28 protein-coding genes and 1 other RNA gene are annotated in these 25,694 nt (G+C 76.2%); 19 read left to right on the forward strand and 10 right to left on the reverse strand.

The genetic code is table 11. The annotated features are described in order from the left end of the window. Nucleotides 1-103 precede the first annotated feature (103 nt). From ACUN9U_RS13155 to ACUN9U_RS13165, 3 genes are all read left to right on the forward strand, one after another. Entirely contained in the window at nt 104-1,471 is a 1,368-nt protein-coding gene (locus ACUN9U_RS13155; RefSeq protein WP_445485451.1) for an aspartate aminotransferase family protein, read from the forward strand. Between the two features lie 85 nt (nt 1,472-1,556). After that, nucleotides 1,557-1,937, forward strand: coding sequence for a hypothetical protein (locus ACUN9U_RS13160; RefSeq protein ID WP_445485452.1), 381 nt, complete (start codon nt 1,557-1,559; stop codon nt 1,935-1,937). 2 nt (nt 1,938-1,939) lie between these two features. Beyond that, on the forward strand, nt 1,940-2,731 hold the full coding sequence (locus ACUN9U_RS13165; protein WP_445485453.1) for a nitroreductase family protein: 792 nt from the start codon (nt 1,940-1,942) through the stop codon (nt 2,729-2,731). A 6-nt stretch (nt 2,732-2,737) separates the two neighbouring features. Here the strand turns inward: ACUN9U_RS13165 and ACUN9U_RS13170 are convergent, their stop codons facing one another. Together ACUN9U_RS13170 and ACUN9U_RS13175 are read right to left on the reverse strand one after the other, a co-directional pair. Next, a complete protein-coding gene (locus ACUN9U_RS13170) occupies nt 2,738-3,580 on the reverse strand; it encodes an endonuclease/exonuclease/phosphatase family protein (protein WP_445485454.1) in 843 nt (280 codons plus the stop codon). Nucleotides 3,581-3,583: 3 nt separating this feature from the next. Next, on the reverse strand, nt 3,584-4,522 hold the full coding sequence (locus ACUN9U_RS13175) for a phosphotransferase (protein WP_445485455.1): 939 nt from the start codon (nt 4,520-4,522) through the stop codon (nt 3,584-3,586). Between the two features lie 60 nt (nt 4,523-4,582). Between ACUN9U_RS13175 and ACUN9U_RS13180 the strand changes: the two genes are divergently transcribed. Beyond that, a complete protein-coding gene (locus tag ACUN9U_RS13180; RefSeq protein WP_445485456.1) occupies nt 4,583-4,939 on the forward strand; it encodes a DUF3140 domain-containing protein in 357 nt (118 codons plus the stop codon). 31 nt (nt 4,940-4,970) lie between these two features. After that, a complete protein-coding gene (nudC, locus tag ACUN9U_RS13185; protein ID WP_445485457.1) occupies nt 4,971-5,936 on the forward strand; it encodes an NAD(+) diphosphatase in 966 nt (321 codons plus the stop codon). Between the two features lie 33 nt (nt 5,937-5,969). On the opposite strand, the gene ACUN9U_RS13190 is transcribed toward nudC, so the two are convergent. The 3 genes from ACUN9U_RS13190 to ACUN9U_RS13200 all read right to left on the reverse strand — a co-directional run bounded on the left by ACUN9U_RS13190 (nt 5,970) and on the right by ACUN9U_RS13200 (nt 7,597). Further along, nucleotides 5,970-6,512 carry a uridine kinase gene (locus tag ACUN9U_RS13190; protein WP_445485458.1) on the reverse strand — a complete coding sequence of 181 codons (543 nt, stop codon included), beginning with the start codon at nt 6,510-6,512 and terminating at the stop codon, nt 5,970-5,972. Between the two features lie 80 nt (nt 6,513-6,592). Further along, nucleotides 6,593-6,853, reverse strand: a complete 261-nt coding sequence (locus ACUN9U_RS13195) for a mycoredoxin (RefSeq protein WP_109772431.1) — start codon at nt 6,851-6,853, stop codon at nt 6,593-6,595. A gap of 81 nt (nt 6,854-6,934) precedes the next feature. Then, nucleotides 6,935-7,597 carry a nucleoside/nucleotide kinase family protein gene (locus ACUN9U_RS13200; protein WP_445485459.1) on the reverse strand — a complete coding sequence of 221 codons (663 nt, stop codon included), beginning with the start codon at nt 7,595-7,597 and terminating at the stop codon, nt 6,935-6,937. 22 nt (nt 7,598-7,619) lie between these two features. Between ACUN9U_RS13200 and ACUN9U_RS13205 the strand changes: the two genes are divergently transcribed. The 6 genes from ACUN9U_RS13205 to ACUN9U_RS13230 all read left to right on the forward strand — a co-directional run bounded on the left by ACUN9U_RS13205 (nt 7,620) and on the right by ACUN9U_RS13230 (nt 13,608). After that, entirely contained in the window at nt 7,620-9,749 is a 2,130-nt protein-coding gene (locus tag ACUN9U_RS13205; protein WP_445485460.1) for an ATP-dependent DNA helicase UvrD2, read from the forward strand. 79 nt (nt 9,750-9,828) lie between these two features. Then, the gene (locus tag ACUN9U_RS13210) at nt 9,829-11,793 is read left to right on the forward strand and encodes a methyl-accepting chemotaxis protein (protein ID WP_445485461.1); all 1,965 of its coding nucleotides are present in this window, start codon (nt 9,829-9,831) and stop codon (nt 11,791-11,793) included. Nucleotides 11,794-12,007: 214 nt separating this feature from the next. After that, nucleotides 12,008-12,223, forward strand: a complete 216-nt coding sequence (locus ACUN9U_RS13215) for a hypothetical protein (RefSeq protein WP_445485462.1) — start codon at nt 12,008-12,010, stop codon at nt 12,221-12,223. A 30-nt stretch (nt 12,224-12,253) separates the two neighbouring features. Continuing rightward, complete coding sequence (locus ACUN9U_RS13220; RefSeq protein WP_445485556.1) at nt 12,254-12,598, forward strand: WhiB family transcriptional regulator; 345 nt, start codon at nt 12,254-12,256, stop codon at nt 12,596-12,598. 37 nt (nt 12,599-12,635) lie between these two features. Beyond that, nucleotides 12,636-12,827 (forward strand): hypothetical protein, encoded by a 192-nt coding sequence (locus tag ACUN9U_RS13225; protein ID WP_445485463.1) that lies wholly within the window; start codon nt 12,636-12,638, stop codon nt 12,825-12,827. A gap of 73 nt (nt 12,828-12,900) precedes the next feature. Then, nucleotides 12,901-13,608 (forward strand): AIM24 family protein, encoded by a 708-nt coding sequence (locus tag ACUN9U_RS13230; protein ID WP_445485464.1) that lies wholly within the window; start codon nt 12,901-12,903, stop codon nt 13,606-13,608. Nucleotides 13,609-13,704: 96 nt separating this feature from the next. Here ACUN9U_RS13230 and ACUN9U_RS13235 read toward each other — a convergent pair whose 3' ends face one another. Beyond that, the gene (locus tag ACUN9U_RS13235) at nt 13,705-14,637 is read right to left on the reverse strand and encodes an NAD(P)-dependent oxidoreductase (RefSeq protein ID WP_445485465.1); all 933 of its coding nucleotides are present in this window, start codon (nt 14,635-14,637) and stop codon (nt 13,705-13,707) included. Nucleotides 14,638-14,671: 34 nt separating this feature from the next. On the opposite strand from ACUN9U_RS13235, the gene prfB reads away from it, so the two are divergent. From prfB to ACUN9U_RS13265, 6 genes are all read left to right on the forward strand, one after another. Continuing rightward, nucleotides 14,672-15,811 (forward strand): peptide chain release factor 2, encoded by a 1,140-nt coding sequence (prfB, locus tag ACUN9U_RS13240; RefSeq protein WP_445485466.1) that lies wholly within the window; start codon nt 14,672-14,674, stop codon nt 15,809-15,811. Between the two features lie 115 nt (nt 15,812-15,926). Further along, the gene (gene ftsE / locus ACUN9U_RS13245) at nt 15,927-16,733 is read left to right on the forward strand and encodes a cell division ATP-binding protein FtsE (RefSeq protein WP_445485467.1); all 807 of its coding nucleotides are present in this window, start codon (nt 15,927-15,929) and stop codon (nt 16,731-16,733) included. Beyond that, nucleotides 16,730-17,644: a permease-like cell division protein FtsX gene (gene ftsX / locus ACUN9U_RS13250; protein ID WP_445485468.1), complete on the forward strand. Its 915-nt coding sequence runs from the start codon at nt 16,730-16,732 to the stop codon at nt 17,642-17,644. Before ftsE ends, ftsX begins: the two co-directional genes overlap by 4 nt. Before the next feature lie 20 nt (nt 17,645-17,664). After that, nucleotides 17,665-18,969 (forward strand): peptidoglycan DD-metalloendopeptidase family protein, encoded by a 1,305-nt coding sequence (locus ACUN9U_RS13255; protein WP_445485469.1) that lies wholly within the window; start codon nt 17,665-17,667, stop codon nt 18,967-18,969. A gap of 59 nt (nt 18,970-19,028) precedes the next feature. Then, on the forward strand, nt 19,029-19,571 hold the full coding sequence (gene smpB / locus ACUN9U_RS13260) for an SsrA-binding protein SmpB (protein ID WP_445485470.1): 543 nt from the start codon (nt 19,029-19,031) through the stop codon (nt 19,569-19,571). A gap of 68 nt (nt 19,572-19,639) precedes the next feature. After that, nucleotides 19,640-20,563 (forward strand): NADP-dependent oxidoreductase, encoded by a 924-nt coding sequence (locus ACUN9U_RS13265; protein WP_445485471.1) that lies wholly within the window; start codon nt 19,640-19,642, stop codon nt 20,561-20,563. A gap of 292 nt (nt 20,564-20,855) precedes the next feature. Here ACUN9U_RS13265 and ACUN9U_RS13270 read toward each other — a convergent pair whose 3' ends face one another. Beyond that, entirely contained in the window at nt 20,856-21,308 is a 453-nt protein-coding gene (locus ACUN9U_RS13270; RefSeq protein WP_445485472.1) for a DUF6992 family protein, read from the reverse strand. Between the two features lie 101 nt (nt 21,309-21,409). On the opposite strand from ACUN9U_RS13270, the gene ssrA reads away from it, so the two are divergent. Further along, nucleotides 21,410-21,781: a transfer-messenger RNA gene (ssrA, locus tag ACUN9U_RS13275) on the forward strand. Nucleotides 21,782-21,879: 98 nt separating this feature from the next. On the opposite strand, the gene ACUN9U_RS13280 is transcribed toward ssrA, so the two are convergent. Further along, entirely contained in the window at nt 21,880-22,392 is a 513-nt protein-coding gene (locus ACUN9U_RS13280; protein ID WP_445485473.1) for a pyridoxamine 5'-phosphate oxidase family protein, read from the reverse strand. Here ACUN9U_RS13280 and ACUN9U_RS13285 point away from each other — a divergent pair. Further along, nucleotides 22,391-22,831, forward strand: coding sequence for a YchJ family protein (locus tag ACUN9U_RS13285; protein WP_445485474.1), 441 nt, complete (start codon nt 22,391-22,393; stop codon nt 22,829-22,831). The genes ACUN9U_RS13280 and ACUN9U_RS13285 overlap by 2 nt on opposite strands. A gap of 67 nt (nt 22,832-22,898) precedes the next feature. Here ACUN9U_RS13285 and ACUN9U_RS13290 read toward each other — a convergent pair whose 3' ends face one another. Together ACUN9U_RS13290 and ACUN9U_RS13295 are read right to left on the reverse strand one after the other, a co-directional pair. Continuing rightward, the gene (locus tag ACUN9U_RS13290; RefSeq protein WP_445485475.1) at nt 22,899-23,762 is read right to left on the reverse strand and encodes a hypothetical protein; all 864 of its coding nucleotides are present in this window, start codon (nt 23,760-23,762) and stop codon (nt 22,899-22,901) included. Next, the gene (locus ACUN9U_RS13295) at nt 23,759-25,618 is read right to left on the reverse strand and encodes a bifunctional lysylphosphatidylglycerol flippase/synthetase MprF (protein ID WP_445485476.1); all 1,860 of its coding nucleotides are present in this window, start codon (nt 25,616-25,618) and stop codon (nt 23,759-23,761) included. The genes ACUN9U_RS13290 and ACUN9U_RS13295 overlap by 4 nt, the downstream gene beginning before the upstream one ends. Between the last annotated feature and the right edge of the window lie 76 nt (nt 25,619-25,694).

The following is a 25,694-nucleotide window of genomic DNA, read 5'->3' on the forward strand; positions in this document are numbered from 1 at the left end:
GCCGCTGGCTGGACCCCTCCCACGCCGGCCTGGACCTGGGCTTCCCCACCAACGCCTGACCCAGCGTCGACGATCCCACGCGCACGACGAAGGAGTGACCGCCATGACGCTGCTCGAGACCACGCCGACAGAGGACCTGCTCAGCCCGGAGGAGACCTACCGCCTGGACCGCGAGCACGTCTTCCACTCCTGGTCGGCGCAGGGGCCCCTGCGACCCATGGTCATCACCCAGGCGCAGGGCTCCTACGTCTGGGACGGCGACGGGAAGCGCTACCTGGACCTGTCCAGCCAGCTGGTCAACACCAACATCGGCCACCAGCACCCCGCGGTCGTGGCCGGCATCGTCGAACAGGCCCAGCGCCTGTGCACCATCGCTCCCCAGCACGCCAACGCCGCGCGCTCCAAGGCCGCCCAGCTCATCGCCGAGGTCGCACCGGCGGGGCTGGACACCGTCTTCTTCACCAACGGCGGCGCCGACGCCATCGAGCACGCGGTGCGCATGGCGCGCCTGCACACCGGCCGGTACAAAGTCCTGTCGACCTACCGCAGCTACCACGGCGGCACCTCCACCGCGGTGAACCTCACCGGCGACCCGCGGCGCTGGCCCAACGACTACGGCTCCGCCGGAGCGGTGCACTTCTTCGGGCCGTTCCTGTACCGCTCGCCCTTCCACGCCACCACCGAGGCCGAGGAGACCGAGCGGGCGCTGGCGCACCTGGAGCAGCTCATCGCCTTCGAGGGCCCGGCCACCATCGCGGCGCTGGTCCTGGAGACCGTGCCGGGCACCGCCGGGATCATGCCGCCGCCGCCGGGCTACCTGGCCGGGGTGCGGGAGCTGTGCGACCGCCACGGCATCGTCTACATCGCCGACGAGGTGATGGCCGGGTTCGGGCGCACGGGGCGCTGGTTCGCCGTGGAGCACTTCGACGTCGTCCCCGACCTCATCACCTTCGCCAAGGGCGTCAACTCCGGGTACGTCCCGCTGGGCGGGGTCATCATCAGCGACCCGATCGCCGCCACCTTCCGCGACCGTCCCTTCCCCGGCGGGCTGACCTACTCCGGGCACCCCCTGGCGTGCGCCGCGGCGGTGGCCACGATCACGGCGATGCGCGAGGAGGGGATCGTGGAGAACGCCGACCGCATCGGGCGGGAGGTGCTCGGCCCCGGTCTGCGCGAGCTCGCCGAGCGCCACCCCGTCGTCGGCGAGGTCCGCGGCCTGGGCGTCTTCTGGGCCCTGGACCTGGTCGCCGACCGGGTCACCAAGGAGCCGATCGCCCCCTACGGCGGTACCAGCGAGGCGATGGGGGTGCTCGTGAAGAGCTGCAAGGCGAACGGCGTGCTGCCCTTCACCAACTACCACCGCCTGCACGTGGTCCCCCCGTGCACCGTCACCGACGCCGAGGCCCAGGAGGGCCTGGCCGCCCTCGACACCGCCCTGGCTGCGGTGGAGGACCACCTGGGCATCGGCTGAGCCAGGGTGAGTCCCGCGTCGCGCTGGCCGCGAGCGGGCTGCGGCCCCGGTGCTGGCACCGGTGGGGGGCCTCTAGCGTGAGCGCGTGCGCACGAGGAACCCGGGGGACGCCCGGCGGGTGCCCGCCCGGGTGGGCGCGGCGCTGAGCACGGCCGCCGCTGCCAGCTGGGCCGCGAACTGCGGGGTCGGCCTGGCCGCGCGGCGCGGCCGCCGCGGGAGCCGCTGGCCGCACCACGCCCTGTACACCTCCACGTGCGCGTGGACGCTGCTCGCGCTCGCCGCCTGCGCCGTCGACGGCCGCAGCAGGACGACGGCGGCGCTGCTGGCTCCCGCGCTGCTGCCGCTGGCCGTCGTCCCCCGGGTCCGTGCGGGGGGGACCGGTCACGTGGTGCTCGCGGCGTCGCTGGCGCCGCCGCTGCTCGGCGCCACGGGCGCCGCGTGGGCCGCGGCGCGAGCGGGGGCCTGAGCGTGGAGCTCCTCGACGCGATCCGCCGCCGGCGCACCACGAACGGCGCCTTCCTGCCCGACCCCGTGAGCCAGGAGCACCAGCGCCTGCTCGTGGAGGTCGCGGGCCGGGCGCCGAGCCAGCTCAACAGCCAGCCGTGGCGGTTCGTGCTCGTGGAGGACCGCGCCACCATCGAGCGCATCGCCGCCATCAGCGGCGAGAGCATGACCACGGCGATGTCGAACGGCACCTTCTTCGAGCGCTACAAGCGGTACTTCCGCTTCAGCGCCGAGGAGATGGCCCAGCACCGCAGCGGCATGCTCTTCGACAGGCTGCCCGCGCCGCTGCGCCCCTTCACCGGGCAGGTGTTCACCCGCCGCGGGCAGAGCTTGATGAACGCGCTGCGCGTGCCGCAGAGGCTCGGCGAGGAGAACCGCGCGCTGGTCGCCGGCTCACCCCTGCTGCTGGCGGCGCTGCTCGACAGGGCCGAGCACCGCCCGGGGGAGCTGTCGGCCTTCTACTCGCTGTTCTCCCTGGGCGCCGCGGTCGAGAACATCTGGCTGACCACGGTCGAGCTGGGTCTGGGCATCCAGTTCGTCTCCTTCCCCATGGAGGTCCCCGGCGCGTGGGAGCGCATCGAGGAGCTGCTGCGGGTGCCCGACGACCTCGACCTCATGGCCGTCTACCGCATCGGCCACCTGCCGCCGGAGCAGCGCCGGCCGGCCATCGACTGGTCCAGCAGCGAGCGGCGGGCTCCCTCGCAGTACGTCTTCCGCGAGACGTGCGCGACCCCGCAGACCGGCTGGGACGACTGAGCGGCCTCAGCGCGGGGAGACGTCGACGACGAGCGCGCGGTGGTCGCCCACGTCGAGCCGCACCGCGCGCCCGCTCGCGCTGACCGGGGCGCCCAGGGACACCACGTGGTCCAGCTGCACGCGCGGCGCAGCACCGGGGAAGGTCGGGGCGCGCACGAGGGTGGGGGCGCCGGCCGCCAGGCGCACCAGCGCTGCCGGCAGGTTGAGGTCCCCGGCCAGCAGCACGGGCCGGGTCGCGCCGTCGGGGCCGGCGGGGGCGAGCCCGCGCAGCCAGCCGGCGAGGCGCCGCAGCTGCCGCAGCGCCGTCGGCGGGGCGAAGGACAGGTGCGTGGCGGCCACCACGGTGCCGTCGGCGAGCACCGCGGCCACCGCCGTGCGCGGCTCGTCGGGGAACAGCAGCACCCCGGTGCGGCCGCTGGCCGGGTCGGGGACGACGAGCGGCAGCCGGCCGCGTCCGGTGCCGAGGTCGAGGGCGTGCCAGGCGGTCACCGGCCGCCGGACGACCAGCGCGACGCCGAAGGCGGGACGGCGGTGACCGAGCCCGACGTCGGCGGCGGCCCCGTCCCGCGTGGGCCCGCGCAGCGTCCCGGCCAGGGGCGCCCAGTCCCGCCGCAGGCCCGGGGTGCCGGCCAGCGCCGGCGCCATCCGCCAGTGCCGGGCGCCGAGGACGTCGGCGGCCTCGGCGGCCTGGTCCAGGCCCCCGGAGCGGGGCTGGGCGTCGTCGACCTCGGACAGGGCCACCGCGTCGCAGCCCTCCAGGCCGCGCAGGGCCTCCCGCAGCGCGGCCCGCCCGAGCGGGCGCCCGTCCGCACCGCGGCCGGAGGCCAGGTTGAGCGCAGCGACCCTCACGCCTCAGAGCCCCATCTCGTCGTCGTCGTCGAGGGAGGCCTCGAGGTCCTCCAGCATCGCGGTGGCGTCGTCCAGCACGTCGTCGTCCTCCAGGGCCGCGCCGTGCAGCAGGTAGCGGGCCAGCGCCATCTCCCCGGCCAGCCGGGCGCGGGCGGCCAGCGCCGGGTCGAGCGGCTCGTGGCGGGCGCCGGCGTGCGCCGCCAGGACCGCCTCGAGCGCCTCGGTGGGGGCTGCGGCGGCCAGCCAGCCGAGGTCGTCGGCGGGGTCGCCGACGCTGAGGGAGCCCCAGCCGGTGATGCCGGTGACCTCGCGCCCGTCGGTGAGCACACGGGTGCCGTCGAGGTCGCCGTGGACGACGACGGGGGAGAAGCGCCACCAGCGCACCTCCTCCAGGGCGCGCTCCCAGCGCGCGAGCAGCCGCGCGGGCACCCGTCCGGTGGCGGCGGCGCGGTCCAGCTCCGACAGGCGGCGGTCGCGGACCTCCGACGCGCTCCACACCGGCAGCCCGGCGTCGTCGACCGCGGAGGCCGGCAGCCCGTGCACCACCGCGAGCGCGTGCGCCAGCGACGTCGCCAGCGGGCCGGGCCGCAGGGCCGCCACGTCGACCTCGTCCCCGGGCACCCACGTGGTCACCACCGCGCGCCCTCCCTCGGGCAGCGGGGTCCACCCCGCCACCGCGGGGACGGTGAAGGGCAGGCGGACGCCGGTCGCCGGGTCGGCCAGGCGCGCCAGCAGCCCCAGCGCGGCGGCCTCGCGCTCGAGGTCGGCGCCGGCCGCGGGGCCGCGGGGGGCGCTGACGACGTGCCGCTCACCGCGGTCGTCCTGCACCAGCGCGAGGTCGAGGTCCGCACCGGAGGTGTCGAGCAGCTGCACCCGGGTCGGCTCGGCGCCGGGCAGCGCGGCGCTGGCGAGCGCGGCCATGAGGTAGGGGTCGCGGCGCACGGGGCAACGCTAGGGCGTGGCGGGCGGGTTTCGCGGACCCGCCCGCGGGTAGCCGGGAGCATGACCGAGAGCACCGGAGCCCCGGAGGTCCACGACGTCGACGCGCTGTGGAGGGCCTTCCACCAGGCGGTGAACATGACCAGCCGCGAGCTGGAGGACTGGCTGCGCACCGACGCCGCCGGCACCGACACCGAGGCGACGCCGGACGAGGCCGGGCGGCCGGCGGGCCAGCAGGTGGTGCACGTGCTGGGCAAGCGCAAGGGCGACCTCACCCCGGACGACCTGCAGCTCATGCAGCGCGTGGTCACCACGGTCCGGGAGCGGACCGACCCGGAGGCCGAGCCGCAGGCCGGTGACGCCGCCTGGCGCCGGCACCTGATGTCGATCGGGCACGACCCCCTCAAGCCCCCCGCCTGACGCGCGGCGCGGGGCTGCCTACGGTGGCGCCGTGGCTCCCGCACCCCTGCCCGACCTCTCCCTGTCCCGCTCGACCTCGGACCGCCAGGGCGCCCGCCGCGGCGACGACGGGCTGCTGGAGCGGCTGTGGGCCGATGACGCGACGCGCGTGCTGCGCGTCCACGACGGGCGCACCCCCGTCCGGCAGGGCTCTGGCGGCGGTGGTGGTGGTGCGGCCGGCGGCGCACCGCGGCTGGCGCTGGTGCCGCCCTCGCACGCGCCCGCGGGAGCCCCGCACGGGGTGCGGGTGCTGCTGGGCACCGGCCCGGACGGCACCTGGTACGTGGCGCAGGAGGTCGCCGACCCCTCCCTGGACCCCGGCGGCGGTGACGACTGGGCCGACCTGCGCACCCTCGGCGCGCAGCTGGACGCCCTGGAGGCGGGCCTGCTCACCCAGGCCGTGGCCGTGCTGCGCTGGCACGCGGTCCACCCGCGGTGCCCGCGCTGCGGCGCACCGACGTCGGTGGAGCAGGCGGGGTGGGTGCGCCGCTGCACCGCCGACGGCAGCGAGCACTTCCCGCGCACCGACCCCGCGGTGATCATGTCGGTGGTCGACGCCGACGACCGGCTCCTGCTGGGCCACAACGACATGTGGCCGGCCAACCGCTACTCCACGCTGGCTGGCTTCGTGGAGCCCGGGGAGTCCCTGGAGGCCGCGGTGCGCCGCGAGGTGCTGGAGGAGGTGGGCATCGAGGTCGGCGACGTCGACTACCTGGGCAACCAGCCCTGGCCGTTCCCCGCCTCGCTCATGCTCGGCTTCCGGGGCACCGCGGTGAGCACCGAGGTGCTCACCGACGACGTGGAGATCACCGACGCGCGCTGGTTCTCCCGCGAGGAGCTGGTCGCGGCGCTGCGCGACGGCGACGTGCTGCTGCCGCCGCCGGTCTCGATCGCGCGGCGGATCATCGAGCACTGGTACGGCGGCCCGCTGGAGGACTCCGGCGGCGCCTGGCGCTGAGGCCCGGGCGCCGCCTGCGGTCCGGAGGGGCGGTCAGCCCACCACGAGGGCGGGGTGGCGCGGGTCCTCGCAGCGCGCCACGAGGTCGGCGCGCGCTGCCGGGTCGGTCTCCTCGAGGTAGCGCGCCCACGCGCCCACCACCCGGTCGGCGTCGCGGGGGTCCAGCCGGCGGCGCTGGGCGGCGGGGGAGGTCTGCAGGTGGACCACGGCGTCCAGCGCCCCGGACATCTCCCAGCGCAGCAGGAAGGGCCCGCTGAGCACGAGCACGGCTCCCGGCGGGGCCTGCCGCCGCGGCTGCCGCGTGGCCCTGTCCCGCTCGGCGTCCCACAGGGCTGGCAGCCAGGTGCCGGCGCCGCCGGGACCCAGCGGGTCGAGCACCTCGCGCAGCAGGGCGTAGGCGTCGTACCAGCCCTCGTACCCCGCGTCCGGGTCGGACGGCCCGTGCTCCAGGCGCAGGGACCGCGGCCGCAGGTAGTCCTCGGCGCTCACCCGCAGCACCGGTCGGCCCTCGGCCTCGAGGGCGGCCACCACCGCGTCGGCGACGACGGCGGCGTCGGCCGGCACCGCGGCGTCCACGCCGAGGCGCCGGCCGCCGGAGCGCTCGAGCGCCGCCAGGGCCCGCTGCGCGAGCCCGGCGGCGTCGAGCGGCTCGACCCTCAGGACAGGCGGGCCTTCACCTCGGCCAGGGAGGGGTTGGTCGCGGAGGAGCCGTCGGGGAAGACGACCGTGGGCACCGTCTGGTTGCCCCCGTTGACGCTCTGCACGTACTCGGCGGCGCCGGGGACCTCCTCGATGTTCACCTCGTTCCAGGTGATGCCCTCGCGCTGCAGGCCCTTCTTGAGGATCTTGCAGTAGCCGCACCACGTGGTCGTGTACATGGTGATGGACCCCTGCTCGGGCAGCGTGGGCGCAGACATCGGTCTCCTCGGGTCGGTGGGCGTGCGTTCCGCAGGGCGTCAACACCTCTCCGCGCCGGTGTCATCCCGGGGTGCTGCGGCTCAGCCGCGCAGCTGCACCACGAGGTCGGCGCGCCGGGCCGTGGCGAGGACGACGTCGGCGTTGGCCTGGTCGGGCCCGTGCGACCACGCCAGCGCCGCCTCGGGCGCCTTGCCGAAGGCCTCGTGGCGGGCCACGAGGCGCTGCAGGCGCAGGTCCTCGGCGGGAGCGAGGAACCACACCTCGTCGAGCAGCTCGCGCACCGGCGCCCAGGGCCCGTCCAGCAGCAGGTAGTTGCCCTCCGTGACCACCAGGGAGGCCTCGCGGGGCACGGGCACGGCGCTGCCCACGGGCTCCTCCAGGTCGCGGCGGAACTCGGGGGCGTGCACGACGTCCTCGTCGCGGGCGCGCAGCCGGCGCAGCAGCGCGACGTAGCCGCCGGCGTCGAAGGTGTCGGGTGCGCCCTTGCGGTCAGCCCGCCCCCAGCGGTCCAGCGTGGCCTGGGCGAGGTGGAAGCCGTCCATGCCCACCAGCGCCGCCCCGCCGGGCAGCTCGGCGCCGAGCGCGGAGACCAGCTGCCCGGCCAGCGTCGACTTGCCCGCGCCGGGCGCCCCGACCAGCCCCAGCAGCACGCGCCGCCCACCGGCGGCCTCGACCAGGGCGCGGGCGCGATCGACCAGCTCGGCGGCGCTCGCCTGTGGACGGTGGGACGGCGGTGTCGGCACGGTCAGCCATCATGGCCGGGACATGTCAGCACCCGCCACGCACGCGACCCTGGCCGACGCCGTCCTCGCCTCGCTCGACCCCGAGCAGCGGGCGGTGGCCTCCGCGCTGCGCGGCCCCGTGTGCGTGCTGGCGGGGGCGGGCACCGGCAAGACGCGCGCCATCACCCACCGGATCGCGCACGGCGTGCACGCCGGCGTGTACGACCCGCGCAGCGTGCTCGCGCTGACCTTCACCTCCCGCGCCGCGGGGGAGATGCGCTCGCGGCTGCGCGACCTCGGGGTGCCCGCGGTGCAGGCGCGCACCTTCCACGCCGCCGCGCTGCGCCAGCTGCAGTACTTCTGGCCCACCGCCGTGGGCGGGCCGCTGCCGGTGCTCGTGGAGCACAAGGCCCGCCTGGTCGCCGAGGCCGCCAGCCGGCTGCGGCTGTCGGTGGACCGCACGGCCGTGCGCGACCTGTCCGCGGAGGTCGAGTGGGCCAAGGTGGCGCTGCTGACCCCCGAGGCCTACCCGGCCGCGGTGGCGCGGGCCGGGCGCACCCCGCCGGCGGGCCTGGACCCGGGGGCGATGAGCCGGGTCATGCAGTCCTACGAGGACGTCAAGACCGACCGCGGCGCCATGGACTTCGAGGACGTGCTCCTGCTGACCTGCGGGATCCTCGCCGAGCGCGGTGACGTCGCCGAGAGCGTGCGCCGCCAGTACCGCCACTTCACCGTCGACGAGTACCAGGACGTCTCCCCGCTGCAGCAGCGCCTGCTCGACCTGTGGCTGGGCGGCCGCGACGACGTGTGCGTGGTCGGCGACGCCAGCCAGACCATCTACTCCTTCGCCGGGGCCACCCCGGCGCACCTGCTGGAGTTCCCCCGGCGCCACCCCGGCGCCTCGGTGATCCGGCTCGTGCGCGACTACCGCTCCACCCCGCAGGTGGTCGCCCTCGCCAACCGCCTGCTCGACAGGGCCCCCGCCGCGGCGGTCAGGGCCCGGGTGGAGCTGGTCGCGCAGCGCCCGCCCGGCCCGGACCCCACCTTCACCGAGTACGACGACGACGTCGCCGAGGCGGCCGGCGTGGCCGCCGCGGTGCGCCGCCGCATCGACGCCGGCACGCCGCCGGCCGAGGTCGCCGTGCTGTTCCGCACCAACGGCCAGTCCGAGCCCCTCGAGGCCGCCCTCACCGACGCCGGGGTGGGCTACCAGCTGCGCGGCGGGGAGAAGTTCTTCTTCCGCGCCGAGGTCCGCCAGGCCGTGCTGCTGCTGCGCGGCGCGGCCCGCTCCGACGACGGCAGCCGCCCCCTGGGCGAGGCCGTGCGCGACGTGCTGGCCAGCGCCGGATGGACCGCCGAGCCGCCCACCGCCGCCGGCGCCGCCCGCGAGCGCTGGGCCTCGCTGCAGGCGCTCGCCGCCCTCGCCGACGACGTCGCCGCAGCCCGCCCCGGCGCCCGGGTCGCCGACCTGGTCACCGAGGTCGACGAGCGCTCGGCCGCCCAGCACGCCCCCACGGTGCAGGGGGTCACGCTGGCCTCCTTCCACGCCGCCAAGGGCCTGGAGTGGGACGCCGTGTGGCTGGTCGGGGTGAGCGAGGGGCTGCTGCCGATCAGCTTCTCCGCCGACGACCCCGAGAAGGTGGAGGAGGAGCGCCGCCTGCTCTACGTGGGCATCACCCGCGCCCGCGAGCACCTCGCCGTCTCCTGGGGCCGCGCCCGCACCCCGGGCGGGAGGGCCAGCCGCACGCCCTCGCGCTTCCTCGACGGGCTGCGCCCCGTCGACCCGGCCGAGCGGGAGCGGCGCCGGGGCGGCTCGGGCGGCGGCGGGGGCGGTGGGCGCTCCAGGAAGGGCCCCGGCCTGGCCCGCACGTGCCGCTCGTGCGGCCTGGCCCTCAACACCCCCGCCGAGCGCAAGGTGGGCCGCTGCGAGAGCTGCCCGCCCACCTACGACGAGGCGGTCTTCGACGCGCTGCGCACCTGGCGCTCGGCCACGGCCGCGGAGGCGAAGGTGCCCGCCTACGTGGTCTTCACCGACGCGACGCTGGTGGCGATCGCCGAGACGACGCCGTCGGACACCGGGTCGCTCGCGCGGATCCCGGGCGTGGGTCCCGCCAAGCTGGAGCGGTACGGCGAGGCGGTGCTCGGCGTCCTGGCGGGGGCCACCGGCGCCTGAGCGCTCAAGGCGGGCGCGCCGGCACCCGATCCCTCCTGCGGCACGTCCCGTGCGCCCGAGCAGAGCAGCAGGAGCACCCGTGGAGACCCTCACCCGCACGATGAAGGCCCGGCTGGTCCTCAGCGTCGTGGCGATGCTCGCCGTGGCGCTGGTGGCCCTGGTCGGCGTCATCGGCCAGCGCACCCAGGCGATGGCCGAGGAGTCGGCCTTCCGCTACACCGACGCGGCCGCCGAGGCCGGCGCCGCGACCGTGCGCGAGGACATCGCCACCGGGGTGCAGGCCGCGCGCTCGCTGGCCGCCACCCTGGGCGCCCTGAGCGCCACCGGGGGCACGCGCGAGCAGGCCGACGCGATCGAGCGCGACCTGCTGGCGGCCCACCCGCAGTTCCTGGGCTCGTGGTCGGGGTGGGAGCCGGACGCCTTCGACGGCCAGGACGCCCGCCACGTCGACGCCGCCGGCAGCGACGCCACCGGTCGCTACGTCTCCTACTGGTACCGCGACGGCTCCTCGATCGCCGTCACGGCGCTGACGGGCTACACCGAGGCCGGCGCCGGTGACTACTACGTCATCGCCCAGCGCTCCGGCCGGGAGAAGGTGCTCGACCCCTACAGCTACGAGGTCAGCGGGCAGCAGGTGCTCATGACCTCCGCGGCGGCGCCCGTGGTGCGCGGCGGTGAGGTGGTCGGCGTGGCCGGCGTGGACCTGCCGCTGAGCTCGGTGCAGGAGCAGGTGGCCGCCATCCGCCCCCTGGGCGCCGGCCGGTCCACCCTGGTGACCGCCTCCGGCGTCGTCGTCGGCTCCGGCGCCGGGGCCGAGGTCGGTGAGCCCCTCGGTGGCGAGGCGGGCAGGCTCGCGCAGGCCGCGGTGGCCTCTGGCCGCACGACCAGCACCACCGCCGTCGTCGACGGGCGCGAGCAGCGCGTGGTCGCCGTGCCCGTCCCCCTCGGCGAGACCGACACGTGGGCCGTGGTCGTCACCGTGCCCCTGTCCACGGTGCTGGCCTCCGCCGACCGCCTGCGCACCCTCTGCCTCCTGCTGGCCGGTGGCGCGCTGCTCGCCATGGCGCTGGTCACCGTCGTCATCGCCCGCCGCACCGTGAGGCCGCTGGAGGTGCTGCGCGACAGGCTCTCCGACATCGCCGACGGCGACGGCGACCTCACCCAGCGCCTGGACGAGTCGCGCTCGGACGAGGCGGGCCAGCTCGCCGCCGCCTTCAACCGCTTCCAGGCCAAGGTCAGCTCCACGGTGCGCTCCATCACCGAGGCCGCCGCCCGGCTCACCGAGACGGCCACCGCCGTCAGCAGCGTCTCCTCCGGGCTGCACACCGCCGCCTCCACCACCTCCGAGCGCGCCGTGGACGCGGCCCGCTCGGCGCAGGACGTCGACGGGAGCATCCGCGAGCTGGCCACCGCCAACGACGAGCTGGCCGCCTCGATCGGCGAGATCGCCACCAGCGCCAGCCGGGCCTCCTCCGTCACGGTGGAGGCGGTCACCACGGCGGGGCGCGCCGCCGAGCAGATCGAGTCCCTCGGGCGAGCCAGCGCCCAGATCAGCGCGGTGGTCGACCTCATCAACGCCATCGCCCAGCAGACCAACCTGCTCGCGCTCAACGCCACCATCGAGGCCGCCAGGGCCGGGGAGGCGGGCAAGGGCTTCGCCGTCGTCGCCGGCGAGGTCAAGGAGCTGGCCCTGCAGACGGCCCGGGCCACCGGGGACATCACCGAGCAGGTGCAGGCCATCCAGGCCGGGACGCAGGAGGCCACCACCGCGGTGGAGCACGTCCGCTCGGTGGTCGACCAGGTCCACGAGCACAACGGCACCATGGCCAGCGCGGTGGAGGAGCAGTCGGCCGTGACCACCCAGATGTCGGGCACCGGGTCGAGCGCGGCGGCCGCGAGCCACCGGGTGGTGGCGGCGGTCGACCAGGTGGCGCAGGTGGCGCAGGAGGCCTCCGCCGGTGCGGCTGCCGCGCAGGCGGCCGCCGGGGAGCTGACCGCCATCGCCGAGGACATGCGCCAGCTGGTCTCCACCTTCAAGGTCTGAGGAGCGGGCGGCGCGGGGGGCCCGCTGCGGCCCCCCCACCAGCCCTGGTGCTCGCCGGCCGCGGTCTGCGCGCCCTCCGCGGAGGGCGGCGAGCGCGGCCGCCGGCGACGAGCCGGAAAAACCTGTTGTGCGGCTCGCACGAGGCCCCCTAGCCTCGTGGTCACGCGATGAGCGCTGTCCACGGCGGACGGCGCGCGGACGAGGGAGGTGCGAGATGACGGAGTACGTGAACAGCCCGTTCGAGGTGTCGTCCTCCGACCTCCGCGTGCCCACCCCCGGTGGGTCCCGGGGCACCGCTGTGCCCGCGGCCCCCGGCGTCGTCGCCGGTCGCGCCCGGCGCCAGCGGCACGCCGTCCTCATGGGCGCCCTCATCCCGAACCCGCCCGTCTCGGGGCTCCTCCCTGTCCGCCGGCAGGTGCTGACCAGCTAGGTCCGCTCCTCTCCCGGCGACAGGCCGCGGATCCCCGACACCGGGGACCCGCGGCCTTCGTGCTGCTCACGGTCCCCGCACCGCTCCGCAGCACCGCCACACCGAGAGGAACACCCCATGTCGTCGCTGCCCTGCCGGGTCAACGACCCGGAGCTCTGGTTCGCCGAGCTCCCGCAGGACGTCGAGACCGCCAAGGCGCTGTGCACGGCCTGCCCGCTGCGCGCGGAGTGCCTGGCCGGTGCCCTGGACCGCTCAGAGCCCTGGGGCGTCTGGGGCGGCGAGCTGGTCCTGTCCGGAGTCGTCGTGCCCCGCAAGCGGCCCCGCGGCCGCCCCCGCAAGCACCCCCTGCCCGAGCCCGTGGGCGCCGTCGCCTGACCGGCGGCGCCGCGGGCCACCCCCTGAGGAGCCCGCCGTGCACACGTACCACCCCGACCAGCTGCTGACCCTGCAGCACGTCCACCGCGCTGAGCTGCAGCGCGCCGTGGCCGCCTCCCGCGACGAGGCGGCCCGCAGGGACCGGGCGCGAGCGGTCCGCCTGGCGGCGAAGGCCGAGCGCCTCGCCGTCCGCGCGGCCCGCCGCGCGCTGGCGCTGCGCCCCCTCTGAGGACGCGGCGCGACCGGCACCCGCGGCCCCGGAGGCCCTGGACCTCCGGGGCCCGCGGTGCCAGGGTTGCGTCGTGCGCAGCAACCTCTTCGACGCCGCCACCGCCGAGAAGCAGACCAGCGAGCGCTGGGTGCTGCAGAACTCCGCGATGCTGCGGGTCACGCTCAGCCAGGACGTGCTCGCGGCCAAGGGCTCCATGGTCGCCTACCAGGGCTCCGTGCGCTTCGACCACGAGGGCTCGGGCACCATGGCCAAGTTCATCAAGAAGCTCGTCACCAGCGAGGACACCCCGCTCATGCGGGTCTCTGGGCAGGGCGAGGTCTTCTTCGCCAACACCGCCGAGCACGTCCACCTCATCCTGCTCGAGGGTGACGGCATCAGCGTGGACGGCAAGAACCTGCTCGCCTTCGACGCGAGCCTGCAGTGGGACATCCGCCGCGTGCAGGGCGCCGGGCGCCTGTCCGGCGGGGTGTGGAACGTGGAGGTGAGCGGCCACGGCGTCGTCGCGCTGACCAGCGACGGCCCGCCGGTGCTGCTCGACTGCTCCCAGCAGCCCACCGGGGTGGACGTCCAGGCCGCCGTGGCCTGGTCCAGCCACCTCCGTCCGCAGCTGGTGAGCAGCATGAACGTCCGCTCGCTGCTGCGCGGCGGCTCCGGGGAGGCGTTCCAGTACCTCTTCCACGGCCCCGGCTTCGTGCTCGTGCAGCCCAGCGAGGGCCGGCCCACGCCCACCCAGGGCGGTCAGCAGCAGGGCGGCTTCCTCAACGACCTCATGAACTGACCCGCCCGGCGGCGGCGCCTCGCCGGCCTCGACCGTGGACGCTGTGCTCCGGTGCGGGGGTCCGCACCGGAGCACAGCGTCCACGGTCGACGGGCGTCAGCGCACGAGGTTCGGCGGCGCCTCACCGCGCGCGAACGCCGCCACCTGCTCGGCCACCTGCGCCCACGCCCGCTCGCCGGCGCCCTCGGTGTTGCCCGCCACGTGCGGGGTCAGCAGCAGGCCCGGCGCGTCCCACAGGGGGTGGTCGGCCGGCAGCGGCTCGGGGTCGGTGACGTCGAGCGCCGCCAGCAGCCGCCCGCTCTGCAGCTCCGCGAGCAGCGCGGACGTGTCCACCAGCGGCCCGCGCCCGGCGTTGACCACGAGCGCGCCGTCCGGCAGGGCGGCAAGCAGCTCCGCGTCGACCACGTGGTGGGTGTCCTCGGTGAGCGGCAGGACGACGACGAGCACGTCCGTCCGCCCCAGCAGCGACCGCGCCTCCTCCATGCTCACCACGCCCTCGCGCGCCGTCCGCGCCGCCACCACGACCTCCGCCCCGAAGGGCGCCAGCCGGGCCCTGACGTTCTCGCCGAGGTCGCCCGCACCCAGCACGACCACGCGCGAGCGCATCAGCGTGCGGGCGGTCCGCCCGCCCCACCGGCGCTCGCGCTGGGCCTCGAGGTGCTCGGGCAGCAGCCGCAGCTGCGCCAGCACCGCCGCGAGCACCCACTCCGCGGTCGAGCCGCCGTGCGCGCCGCGGGCGGTGGCGATCGCGACGCCCTCGCGCAGCCCGCCCCACTGCTCGCTGCCCTGCCCGAGGCTCACCAGCAGCCGCAGGTCGGGCAGCTGCGCGACCTGCTCCAGCGCCGCCCGCACCTCGGCGGGCGACTCGGCGGGCCCGACCACCAGCACGGAGGCGCCCCGGAGCTCGTCCGGCACCGGCGCGTCGGGCGCGACGACCACCGTCCGCACCCCCGCCGAGGACAGCGCCGCGACGCCCTCCGCCTCCGGGACGACCACGAGGGGCTGCTGCTGCCCGGTCTGCTCAGTCATGGACGCATCATCGGCCGTCGTAGTCTTGCCGGTCGTGGCAGCAGTCGACCTCCCCGCTGAGATCTCCTCCCTCCGCAGCACCTACCGCGCGGTCCGCGAGGTCAGCGACGTCGACGCCCTCAAGGCCACGGTCGCCCAGCTCACCGAGCAGGCCTCGGCCTCGGACCTGTGGGACGACGTCGAGAACGCCCAGGCCGTGACGAGCCGGCTGTCGCACGCGCAGTCCGAGCTGGAGCGGCTGGAGCGCATGGGCGCCCGCATCGACGACCTCGAGACCCTCGTGGAGATGGCCGACGAGGCCGCCGCCGAGGGCGACGCCGAGACGGCCGAGGAGACGCGGGCCGAGGCCGAGAAGGAGCTCACGGGCATCCGCAAGGCGCTGGGGGAGCTCGAGGTCCGCACGCTGCTGTCGGGGGAGTACGACCAGCGCGAGGCGCTGGTGACGATCCGCGCGGAGGCCGGTGGCGTCGACGCCGCCGACTTCGCCGAGATGCTGCTGCGCATGTACCTGCGCTGGGCGGAGCGCCACGGCCACAAGGCCGAGGTCATGGACACCTCCTACGCCGAGGAGGCGGGCATCAAGTCGGCCACCATGGCCGTCCACGCCCCCTACGCCTACGGCACCCTCTCGGTGGAGCAGGGCACGCACCGCCTGGTGCGGATCAGCCCCTTCGACAACCAGGGCCGGCGCCAGACCTCCTTCGCCGGCGTGGAGGTGCTCCCGGTCACCGAGGAGACCGACCACATCGAGATCCCCGAGAACGACCTGCGCGTCGACGTCTTCAGGTCCTCCGGCCCGGGCGGGCAGTCGGTGAACACCACCGACTCCGCGGTGCGCCTGACGCACATCCCCACCGGCATCGTGGTCAGCTGCCAGAACGAGAAGAGCCAGCTGCAGAACAAGGCCGCAGCTCTGCGGGTGCTGCAGGCCCGCCTGCTGGTCAGGGCCCGCGAGGAGCGCCAGGCCGAGCTCGACGCCCTCAAGGGCGACGACTCCGGCAGCTGGGGCAACCAGATGCGCTCCTACGTGCTCAACCCGTACCAGATGGTCAAGGACCTGCGCACCGAGCACGAGGTCGGCAACCCGGCCTCCGTCTTCGACGGTGAGATCGACGACTTCCTGGAGACCGGCATCCGCTGGCGCCGCCAGCGCGAGCGCGCCTCCGAGAGCTGACCCCCGGGGACCGCCCCGCGGGAAGTGGCGGACACGCCGGGCGAGATGCCCGGTTCGGGCGCGTCGGCCTGCCTAACCTCGATCACGCACCCCGCACCCGAGCTGGCAGGCGACCGTGATCCGCTTCGAGTCCGTCTCCAAGACCTACCCGCGCTCCCGGCGGCCGGCTCTGCACCGGGTCGACCTCGACATCGAGCGCGGGGAGTTCGTCTTCCTCGTGGGGGCCTCCGGGTCGGGCAAGTCCACGCTGCTGCGCCTGGTGCTGCGCGAGGACGTCGCGACCCGCGGCCACGTCCACGTGGCCGGTCGCGACGTCGCCCGCCTGTCCAGCTGGAAGGTGCCGCACCTGCGCCGCCAGATGGGCGTGGTCTTCCAGGACTTCCGCCTGCTGCCGAGCAAGACGGTCTTCGAGAACGTGGCCTTCGCCCTGCAGGTGATCGGCAAGAGCCGCCACCACATCGCCCAGGTGGTGCCCGAGACCCTCGAGCTGGTCGGGCTGTCGGGCAAGGAGCGGCGCCTGCCGCACGAGCTGTCCGGCGGTGAGCAGCAGCGCGTGGCGGTGGCCCGCGCCTTCGTCAACCGGCCGTCGATCCTGCTGGCCGACGAGCCCACCGGCAACCTCGACCCCGTGACCAGCGAGGGCATCATGCGGCTGCTGGAGCGCATCAACCGCACCGGCACCACCATCGTCATGGCCACCCACGACCACGGCCTGGTCGACGCCAGCAAGAAGCGCGTGGTGGAGCTGGAGGGCGGCGTCGTCGTGCGCGACGAGGTCGCCGGCGGCTACGGCACCGCGCCCGTCACGGGCATGGTGAGCGCGCAGCTTCCCGCCGTCGCACCCGCACGGTCCGAGCGGTCGGAGCGGGCGGAGCGGTCCGAGCGGTTCGAGCGGCCCGCGCAGCAGGGGGTGACCTGGTGAGGCTCCGCTTCCTGGCCGGGGAGATCCTCACCGGCCTGCGCCGCAACGCCGCGATGACGGTCTCCGTCGTCCTGGTCACCTTCGTCTCGCTCGTCTTCGTCGGCGCCGGCGGCCTGCTGCAGCTGCAGGTCGGGCAGATGAAGGACTACTGGTACGACCGCGTGCAGGTCTCGGTGTTCCTGTGCGCCAAGGACTCCGAGGCGCCCACCTGCACCGGCGGTGAGGTGAGCGCCGCCCAGCGCGAGGCGGTGCTGGCCGACCTGCGCTCGCCCACGCTCGCGCCGTACGTGGAGTCGGTGCAGTTCGAGTCCAAGGCCGACGCCTTCGCGCGCTTCCAGGAGCAGTTCGCGGGCACCGCCATCGCCGAGTCGGCCACCGAGGACCAGCTCAACGAGTCCTACCGGGTCAAGCTCAAGGACCCCACCAAGTACGAGGTGGTCACGCAGTACTTCGCCGGCACCCCGGGCGTGGAGGAGGTGCAGGACCAGCGCCGCGTGCTCGACCCGTTCTTCACGGTGCTCAACGTGGCCACCGCGGTGGCCGGCGGCTTCGCCGTCGTCATGATCGTCGCCGCGGCGCTGCTCATCGCCACCACCATCCGCCTGTCCGCCTTCAGCCGCCGCCGCGAGACCGGGATCATGCGCCTGGTCGGCGCCTCCAAGCTGCTCATCCAGCTGCCCTTCCTCCTGGAGGGCGTGCTCGCCGCCGTCGTCGGCGCCGGCCTGGCCGTGGGGGTCCTGTACGCCGCCGTGCGCTTCGGGGTGCAGGGCTGGCTGGTCGAGGCGCTGCCGCTGTTCGGCTACGTCGGCACCCACCAGGTGTGGCTCGTGGCGCCGGTGCTGCTGGCCATCGCCGTCCTGCTGGCCGGCACCGCCTCGGTCACCACGCTCTCGCGCTACCTGCGCGTCTGAGCCGGGCTGCGAGCCCGGCTGTGGGGAGACCAGGACGACGACGACGGCTGCCGGCGCTCGCGCTGGCGGTCGCCCTGCTCGTCGGCGCCGGTGGCGCCGTCGGGGTGGCCGACGGCGCCCAGCCGGCCGGCGCGACCACCACCGCGCAGCTGAAGGCGCAGCAGCAGCGCCTCAAGGACGCCCTGGCGCAGGCCCAGGAGGGCCTGGCCGACACCGGTGAGCGGGCCCAGCGCGCCGCCGCCGAGCTCGCCGACGTCCAGGCCCGCCAGCCCGCCGTGCAGGCGGCGCTGAAGGCGGCGCAGGGCGAGGTGCGCACCGCCCAGGACCGCGACGTGGAGCTGGCCGGGCAGCTGGCGGCCGCCGAGGCCGCCGAGCAGGTGGCGGTGCAGGAGCTCGCGGGCGGCGAGGCCGACCTGGCCGCCGCAGAGAAGCGCGTCTCGCGCCTGGTCTCGGCGACCTACCGCGGCGGCGGCGTCGACGCGGGGCTCGCCGCGGCGGTGGTGGGTGGCCAGGGGCCCAGCGAGCTGGCCGACAGGCTGGCCCTGGTCGACGCCGCGGCGCGCGTGCAGCAGAGCTCCACCGCGCGCCTGGCGCAGGTGCGCGCCGAGCAGCAGCACCGCGCGGAGCGGCTGGAGGCGGTGCGCCAGCAGATGGCCGAGCTGCGCCAGCAGGCGGCCGACCACCTGGTCCAGACCCAGCGCGCCGAGGCCCAGGCCCAGGCCGCCACGGACGAGCTGGCGCAGCTGGAGGCCACCAAGGAGGCCGCCCTCGCCGACATCGAGGCGCAGAAGCGGGACTACGAGCAGCAGGTGGCGCAGGCGCAGCGGGAGAGCGACGACATCTCCGCGCAGCTGCGCGCCCGCGCCCGCGCCCGCGGCGGCTCGGGAGGCGGGGGAGGCGGGGGCGGCTCGGCCGCCCCCCAGCGCGGGCTGCTGGGCAACCCGCTGGCCGCGATGACGGTGACGTCGGGCTTCGGCTACCGGGTGCACCCCGTCTACCACGTGCGGCGCCTGCACGCCGGGACGGACCTGCGGGCCGCGTGCGGCACCCCGGTGTACGCGGCCGCGGACGGCGAGGTGGTGCGCGCCGGGCCCGGCACCGGCTACGGCAACATCCTCGTCATCGACCACGGGACCGTGGGCGGGCGCGACGTCGCGACCGCCTACGCCCACCTGTCGCGGTTCGTGGCGCGCTCCGGGCAGGACGTGCGCAAGGGCGACCTGGTGGCCTACTCGGGCAGCACGGGCGTCGGCACCGCCTGCCACCTGCACTTCGAGGTGCGCGTGGACGGCTCGCCCACCGACGCCATGGCGGGCTGGCTCTGACCGCGCCGCAGCACCGGCGCGCCCGGGAACCGGGTGGCGGGCTTCCGTAGACTGGACCGATGGCCGGACGAGGTGGGCGCGGGGAGTGGCACGCGCCGCAGACCAGCAAGCCCGCAGCCGCCACCGGCCGTGACACGACCACCCGGACGGTGGTGGCCTCCAACCGCCGCGCCCGCTTCGACTACGCCATCGAGGACGTCTTCGAGGCCGGGCTCGTGCTCACCGGCACCGAGGTGAAGTCGCTGCGGCAGGGCCGCGCCTCCCTCGTGGACGGGTTCGCCGAGGTGGAGCGCGGTGAGGCGTGGCTCGAGGCCGTGCACATCCCCGAGTACACCGAGGGCACGTGGACCAACCACGAGCCGCGCCGGCGCCGCAAGCTGCTGCTGCACGCCGCCGAGATCGACAAGCTCGCGCAGGCCGCCGGCCAGTCCGGGTACACGCTCGTGCCGCTGCAGCTGTACTTCCGCGGCGGGCGGGCCAAGGTGGAGATCGGCGTGGCGAAGGGCAAGAAGACCTTCGACAAGCGGCAGGCGCTGCGCACCGCCACCGACGAGCGCGAGGCCCAGCGCGCCATGCGCCAGCGCACCCGCATCGGCGAGTAGCTCCCGTCGTCGCCCCCCCGGGCGGTTCGGCTCGCGGGCGAGCTGAGCGCGGCGCAGGGTGGTGAGCCGTGCGCGCAGTCTTCCACTCGTCCTACGGCGGTCCCGAGGTCCTGGAGGTCGGCGAGCAGCCCGACCCCGTGGTCGGCCCGGACTCCGTGCTCGTCCGCGTCGAGGGAGCCGGGGTGAACCCGGTCGACTTCAAGGTCGGCGCCGGGTACCTGCAGGGGGCCTTCCCGTCCTTCCTGCCGACCATCCCCGGGTGGGACGCCGCCGGCGTCGTCGAGGCGGTGGGCCCGGCCGTGCACGACCTCGCCCCCGGCGACGAGGTGCTCGGGTACCTGCGCAAGGACTTCGTGCGCGACGGCTGCTACGCCGAGCTCGTGGCCGGCAACCAGCGGCACTGGGCGCTGAAGCCGCCGGCGCTCTCCTGGGAGGTGGCCGGCGCCCTGCCCCTGGCCGGGCTGACCGCGCTGCAGTCACTGGAGGCCGTGCGCGCGGGTTCGGGCGACGTGGTGCTCGTCCACGCCGCCTCCGGCGGCGTCGGGCACCTCGCCGTCCAGATCGCCAAGGCCCGCGGCGCCCGCGTCATCGGGACGGCCAGCGAGCGCAACCACGACTTCGTGCGCTCCCTCGGCGCCGAGCCGGTCCTCTACGGCGACGGCCTGGTCGACGCCGTGCGGGCGCTCGCCCCCGAGGGCGTCGACGCCGCGGTCGACTACATCGGTGGCGACGCCATCCGGCAGTCCGCCGAGCTCGCGAAGGACCCGGCGCGCACGGCCTCCAACGTCGACCCGCAGGCGGTCGCCGAGGTGGGGGGCGTCTACTGCTTCGTCATCCCCGACGCTGGGCAGCTGGCGCAGCTCGCGGCGCTCGTGGCTGAGGGCGCGGTGCGCGTGGAGGTGCAGGAGGCGTTCCCGCTGGAGCGCGCCGCCGACGCTTGGAGGGCCCAGATGGACGGCCACGTCCGCGGCAAGCTGGTGCTCACCGCCTGAGCCGCGCGGGTGTGGCGCGCAGCTGCGTGATCGTCGCCGGGGAGGGCGCTGCGTCGCCCCTCCCGTCGACGGTCGTGCGCCGGTGCGCCAGGCGAGCACGCCCGGTGGGGAGCCTGAGGCCCGGTGCCGGGTCAGGGCCCGGAAGCGGGACGGGTCCGGTCCACCGGCACTCAGCCTGCCCCCTCCGCAGCCCCACCAGCCGACGGAGCGTCGAGGTCGCGAGGTGGCCGACCGCCCATGATCACGGAGGGCAGGTGGCGCGCAGGTGCGTGGTCGTGGCGGGGAGGGGCGGTCAGGAGCGGGGCGGGCGCAGGCGGGCCGCGGAGGTGCAGTCGAGGACGAGCAGCGCCGCTCCCTGCAGCACCACCGCGAGGCCGTGGCCGCGCAGCGCCGCGTCGGTGGTGCCGCGGCGCCTCAGGCGGCGCGGCACGCGCTGCGGCCGGGCGGCCAGCGCCGCCCCGAGGCCGACGTACCCGACGTCGGCGGCGGCGTTGGCCAGCAGCAGCGCCCGCAGCCGGCCGGCCGGCGGCGTGGTGCCGCGCCGGCTGGCGGCGAGCACGCCGGCGTCGACAGCGGCCCACAGCAGCGTCTGCACCCCGAAGGCGCGCAGCGCGGGGTCCGTCCGAGAGCGCCCGGCGGCGAGCGCCACCGCCCCGCCGACGGCGCTGAGCGCCACCCACGCGCTGAGCGAGCGCTGCAGCCGGTGCTCGACCTGCTCCACCCGACCGACCTCGTCGTCGTCCACGGGACCAGTCTGACCCGGTCCGCGCCCCGGTGCGGGAACAGGGCCGCGCCGCGCAGCGCTGCACCCGGTGGAGCGCGTAGAGTGCTCCGCACAACTCCACAGGGGGTGCCAGGTCTCGACGTCGCATCGTCGAACCAGGGGAAGCGGGTCGAGAAGGCAAGGTCATCTCGTTAACGTCCCTTGCAAACCCATAGGTGCCGATTCCAAGAGCACCGACTTCGCTCTCGCTGCCTGATCAGCTGAGGTGAAAGTCCGTCGGCCCGGGAGTGCTCCCGGCCCGGGTACCGGCGTCAGCTAGGGAGCTCCACCACCGACCAGTGTCACCGGGGTCGGTGGGAAACCAAGGTGGCTGGGCCCGTCAGCGCAACGTCCGTGTGAGCGCTGGGGCCGAGCAGAACGACTCACGGTCTGCACCCGGAGAAGCCCTGGGGGTACGACGGCGGACGCGGGTTCGATTCCCGCCACCTCCACTCGTCGCTCTCAGCAGCCCAGCAGAGCGGCACCCCACCCCGCGGAGGGCCCGACCACCAGGTCGGGCCTTCCGTCGTGTCACGCCCCCGGCGCTGACGGGTCAGCCGAAGGTGAAGCGCGTGCAGTCGGTGGGGAAGGAGAACCAGGCCAGCGCGCGCCGCGGCACCAGCACGCGCAGGCCGCCGCCGTCCGGGCCCGCCCAGGCGTCGGCGCCGGGGGAGTACCCGGCGCCGTGGTACTTGGCGAACGCCGCCGACAGCCGTCGGCCGAGGTCGTCGGCGTCGGCGCGGGCGGGGTGGGACTCGCCCTCGACCACCACCGCCTGCGCGCCGTCCTCCAGGTGGAGCGAGCACGCGGCGTTGGACGCCAGGTTGCGCGCGTGGACGGTGGTGGGTGCGCCGTCGTACCAGAAGCGCCCCTCCAACCACACGCCCCACCGCGGCACCACGTGCGGGCGCCCGTCGGGCCGCGTGGTGGCCAGCCAGTAGTGCTGCGCGGCCACCAGCCGCTCCTCCACGGCGGCCCACGGGAGCACCCCGTCGGTGGTCTCGGGCAGCCCGTACCCCTCCGGCATGGTCGGTCGCTCGGCGCGGGGTCCCACACTGGAGGTCATGACGGGCACCGTAGGCAGCGCCACCGACAGCGCCACCGACAGCGCGACCGCCGGCGCGAGCCGCTGCCCGTGCGGCAGCGGTGACGCCTACGCGGCCTGCTGCGGCCGCCACCACCGCGGAGAGGTCGACGCCCCGACCGCGGAGGCGCTCATGCGCTCGCGGTACACGGCCTTCGTCCTGCGCGACACCGGCTACCTGGCCCGCACCTGGCACCCCTCCACGCGCCCGGACGCCGAGGAGCTGCAGCTGGACGACGAGCAGCGCTGGGTGCGCCTGGACGTGCTGGAGACCCGCGGCGGCGGCCCCTTCGACGACGAGGGCGTCGTGCTCTTCGAGGCGCGCTGGCGGCGCGGGCCGGAGCGCGGGGTGCTGCGCGAGCGCAGCACGTTCGTGCGCGAGCAGCGCCGCTGGACCTACCTCGACGGGGAGCTGGCCTGAGGCGCCGGACCCGCGTCGCAGGAGCGCCGGTGGGCGCGGTGGAGGGCGCGGAGCCGGCCGCGCGGCCTCAGCCAGGCGGGCCCGCGGCCGCCGCCGGCCTGGCCAGCGCCGCGCACGCCACGAGCGCGAGCACCACCCCGGCCAGCACCGGCGCGGCCCAGCCCGCGCGCACGCCGTCACCCAGCAGCAGCAGGCCGGCGGCGCCGCCCACCACCACCTCGACCACCCACAGCGCCGTCGTGGCCAGCACCACCCCGTCCCCGGCCAGCGACCGCCCGTAGAGCACCGTGCCGGCGACGCCGGAGACGGCCACCGCCCACACGGCCGGCTCGGCCAGCAGTCCCAGCCAGGAGGCCGGCTCCACCACCCGCGCGCACAGCGCCGCGACGGAGCAGGCCACGCCCGCTGCCGTGGAGAGGACGAGGGCGCCGGTCCGGCCGGTCAGCAGGCCGCGCCCCCACCCGGCCGGGACGGCGCACAGCAGCGCCAGCGCCACCGCGAGCGCCAGGCACCACGCGACCGCGCCCGCAGGTGCCGGCTCGGGCCTGCCCGCACGGGCGCCGGCAGCGACCAGGGCCAGACCGGCGACGGCGAGGCCGACCGCCACCCCGCCCCGGCGCCCCAGGCGCACGCTCAGGACCCGGGAGCCCAGGACGGCGGTGACCGCCAGCGAGCCCGCCAGCAGCGCCTGCACGGCGAACAGCGGCAGCGTGCGCAGCGCCGCCAGCGAGACCAGCCAGGAGGCGCCGTCCAGGGCGACCCCGGCCAGGTAGGCGGGCTGGCGGGCCAGGCCGCTCGCCGCGGCGCCGGCCCCGGGAGGCGCCGCGGCCTCGGCGCGCCGCGCTCCGACCGCCTGCAGCACCGAGGCGGCGCCGTACCCCACCGCCGCGACGAGCGCGGCCGCCAGCCCCAGGGCCGCGGCACCCGTCATCGCGGGGGTGCGGCCCCGCCGCGCGATGCTCCGCCGTCGCCCACGTCACCGCCCACGTCGTCGTCATCGTCGTCGTGGTCGCCGGGGCGGGAGCGCCCGGGCAGGCGCTCGAGCAGCGCCGTGCCGACGCCCTGGAGCTGCTCCCCCAGGCGGGGGATGGCCGAGACCAGCGGCAGCTCCCCGGTCAGCCCCTCGGCGCGGGCCACCGCGAGCCCGTCGGTGGCGAGCTGGGCCAGGTCGTCGACGACGACGTAGCGGGCGCGCCAGGACGGGTCGTACTTCGCGTTGAAGCGCCACAGGGACTCCATCTGGGAGTGGCCGCCCAGCCGGGTCAGCACCTGGCGGGCGAGCTCGGGCACCCGTCCCTCCTGCTCCCCGCTGACCACCGTGCGCAGCACCGCGAAGTTCAGCCCGAGACCCTGCTGGCCGGACTCGCGCACGTGCTGAGCGGTCGCGATGATCATGGCGTCGACGATGCCGGAGGGCAGGTCCTCCTCGGTGGAGCGGCGCATGACGTCCAGCGACCAGCCGTCCACACCGGCGGCCGGCACCCACTGGACGAAGCCGACCACCCGGCTGCCCCCGCCCTCGCGCGCCTGGTGGGCCACCGTGAGCAGCAGCTCGGGGTCCACCGGGTCGGCCAGGCGCGACAGGGTCATGGAGAAGCCGCGCTCGGCCTCGCCGCGCCGGCTCTGCGTGCTGAGGGCGACCAGCTCGGCGCGCAGCGCGGGCGGCAGGTCGGCGGGGGAGTGGAAGCTGAAGGTGACACCGGCGCGCCCGACCCGGCTGAAGGCCTGGCGCAGCGACTTCATCCCCCCGCCCTCCAGCGTGAAGGTGCGGCAGTCCAGCACGGCCTCGTCACCCAGGTAGACCCCGCGCATGCCGGTGCTCTCGTACACCGGCAGCCACTCCTGCGAGGCGCCGATGACGAGCACCGTCCAGCCGTTGCGCTCGGCGTGCTCCCGGAAGTCGGCCCACGCCGCCTCGCGCTCGCCCGGAGGCCCGACGGGGTCGGGGGAGACCAGGCAGACGTCCCCGCGCACCGAGTGCGCGACCACCGAGGAGCCCGTGAAGAACCAGTCCTTGTCGTCGCGCAGCGCGAAGAAGGCGAGGGTGTCCCCGCCCCAGCGCGCCACCACCTGCCGGGCGCGCTCGCGCTCGCGGTCGTGGTCGTGGCGCGACAGCCGCGGCGCCCGCCGCGGCGCGAAGGCCAGCCACAGCGCCGAGCAGGCCAGGCCCACGCCCACCACGGGCAGCACGCGGCTGCTGGCCGGCCCCAGGCCCGGCACCACCCCGGCGGGCACGCCCACGCGGCGGGCCTGCTCCACCCCCACCAGGCGGCCCGCGGCCTGCTCGGCGCTCTCGCCGAAGACGCCGTGGTGGCGGTGCCCGCCGAAGCTCACCGAGATGGCGGCCGCCACGACGACGGCCGCCAGCGCCCCGCCCAGGCCCAGCACCGCGGCGCGCAGCGCGGCGGCGCGGCTGGGCAGCACCGGGAAGGCGCGGCGCTGGGTGGCCAGGTAGCCGCCGACCGCGGCGGTGAGCGCCGCCTCCTCCCAGTCGATGCCCTTGGCCAGGTGCAGAACCGTCAGGACCGCGAGCAGCGCCAGCGCCGCCGCCCACGCCAGGCGGCTGCCGCGGCGCAGGCCGCGCGCCACCACCAGCAGGGTGCAGCCCGCCAGCGCCGTCACCCCGGCGGCGGTGGCCGGCAGCAGGAACGGGGTGAGGCCCAGGAGGGTCTCCAGCCTGCCGCGCAGCGGCGGCAGCGACGCCGACAGCAGCGCGAGCAGCCCCGCGGCCCTGGTGAGCAGGGCGGCGGCGCGGCGGCGGCGGTCTCGGCGCACGAGCGGGTCCACGACGGAGAATCTTGGGGCACCCGGGTGACGGGCCGCTGACGCGCACGTGGGAACCGCCCGTCCGGTGGCCCGCTCG

It is taken from the genome of Quadrisphaera sp. KR29 (assembly GCF_052644995.1).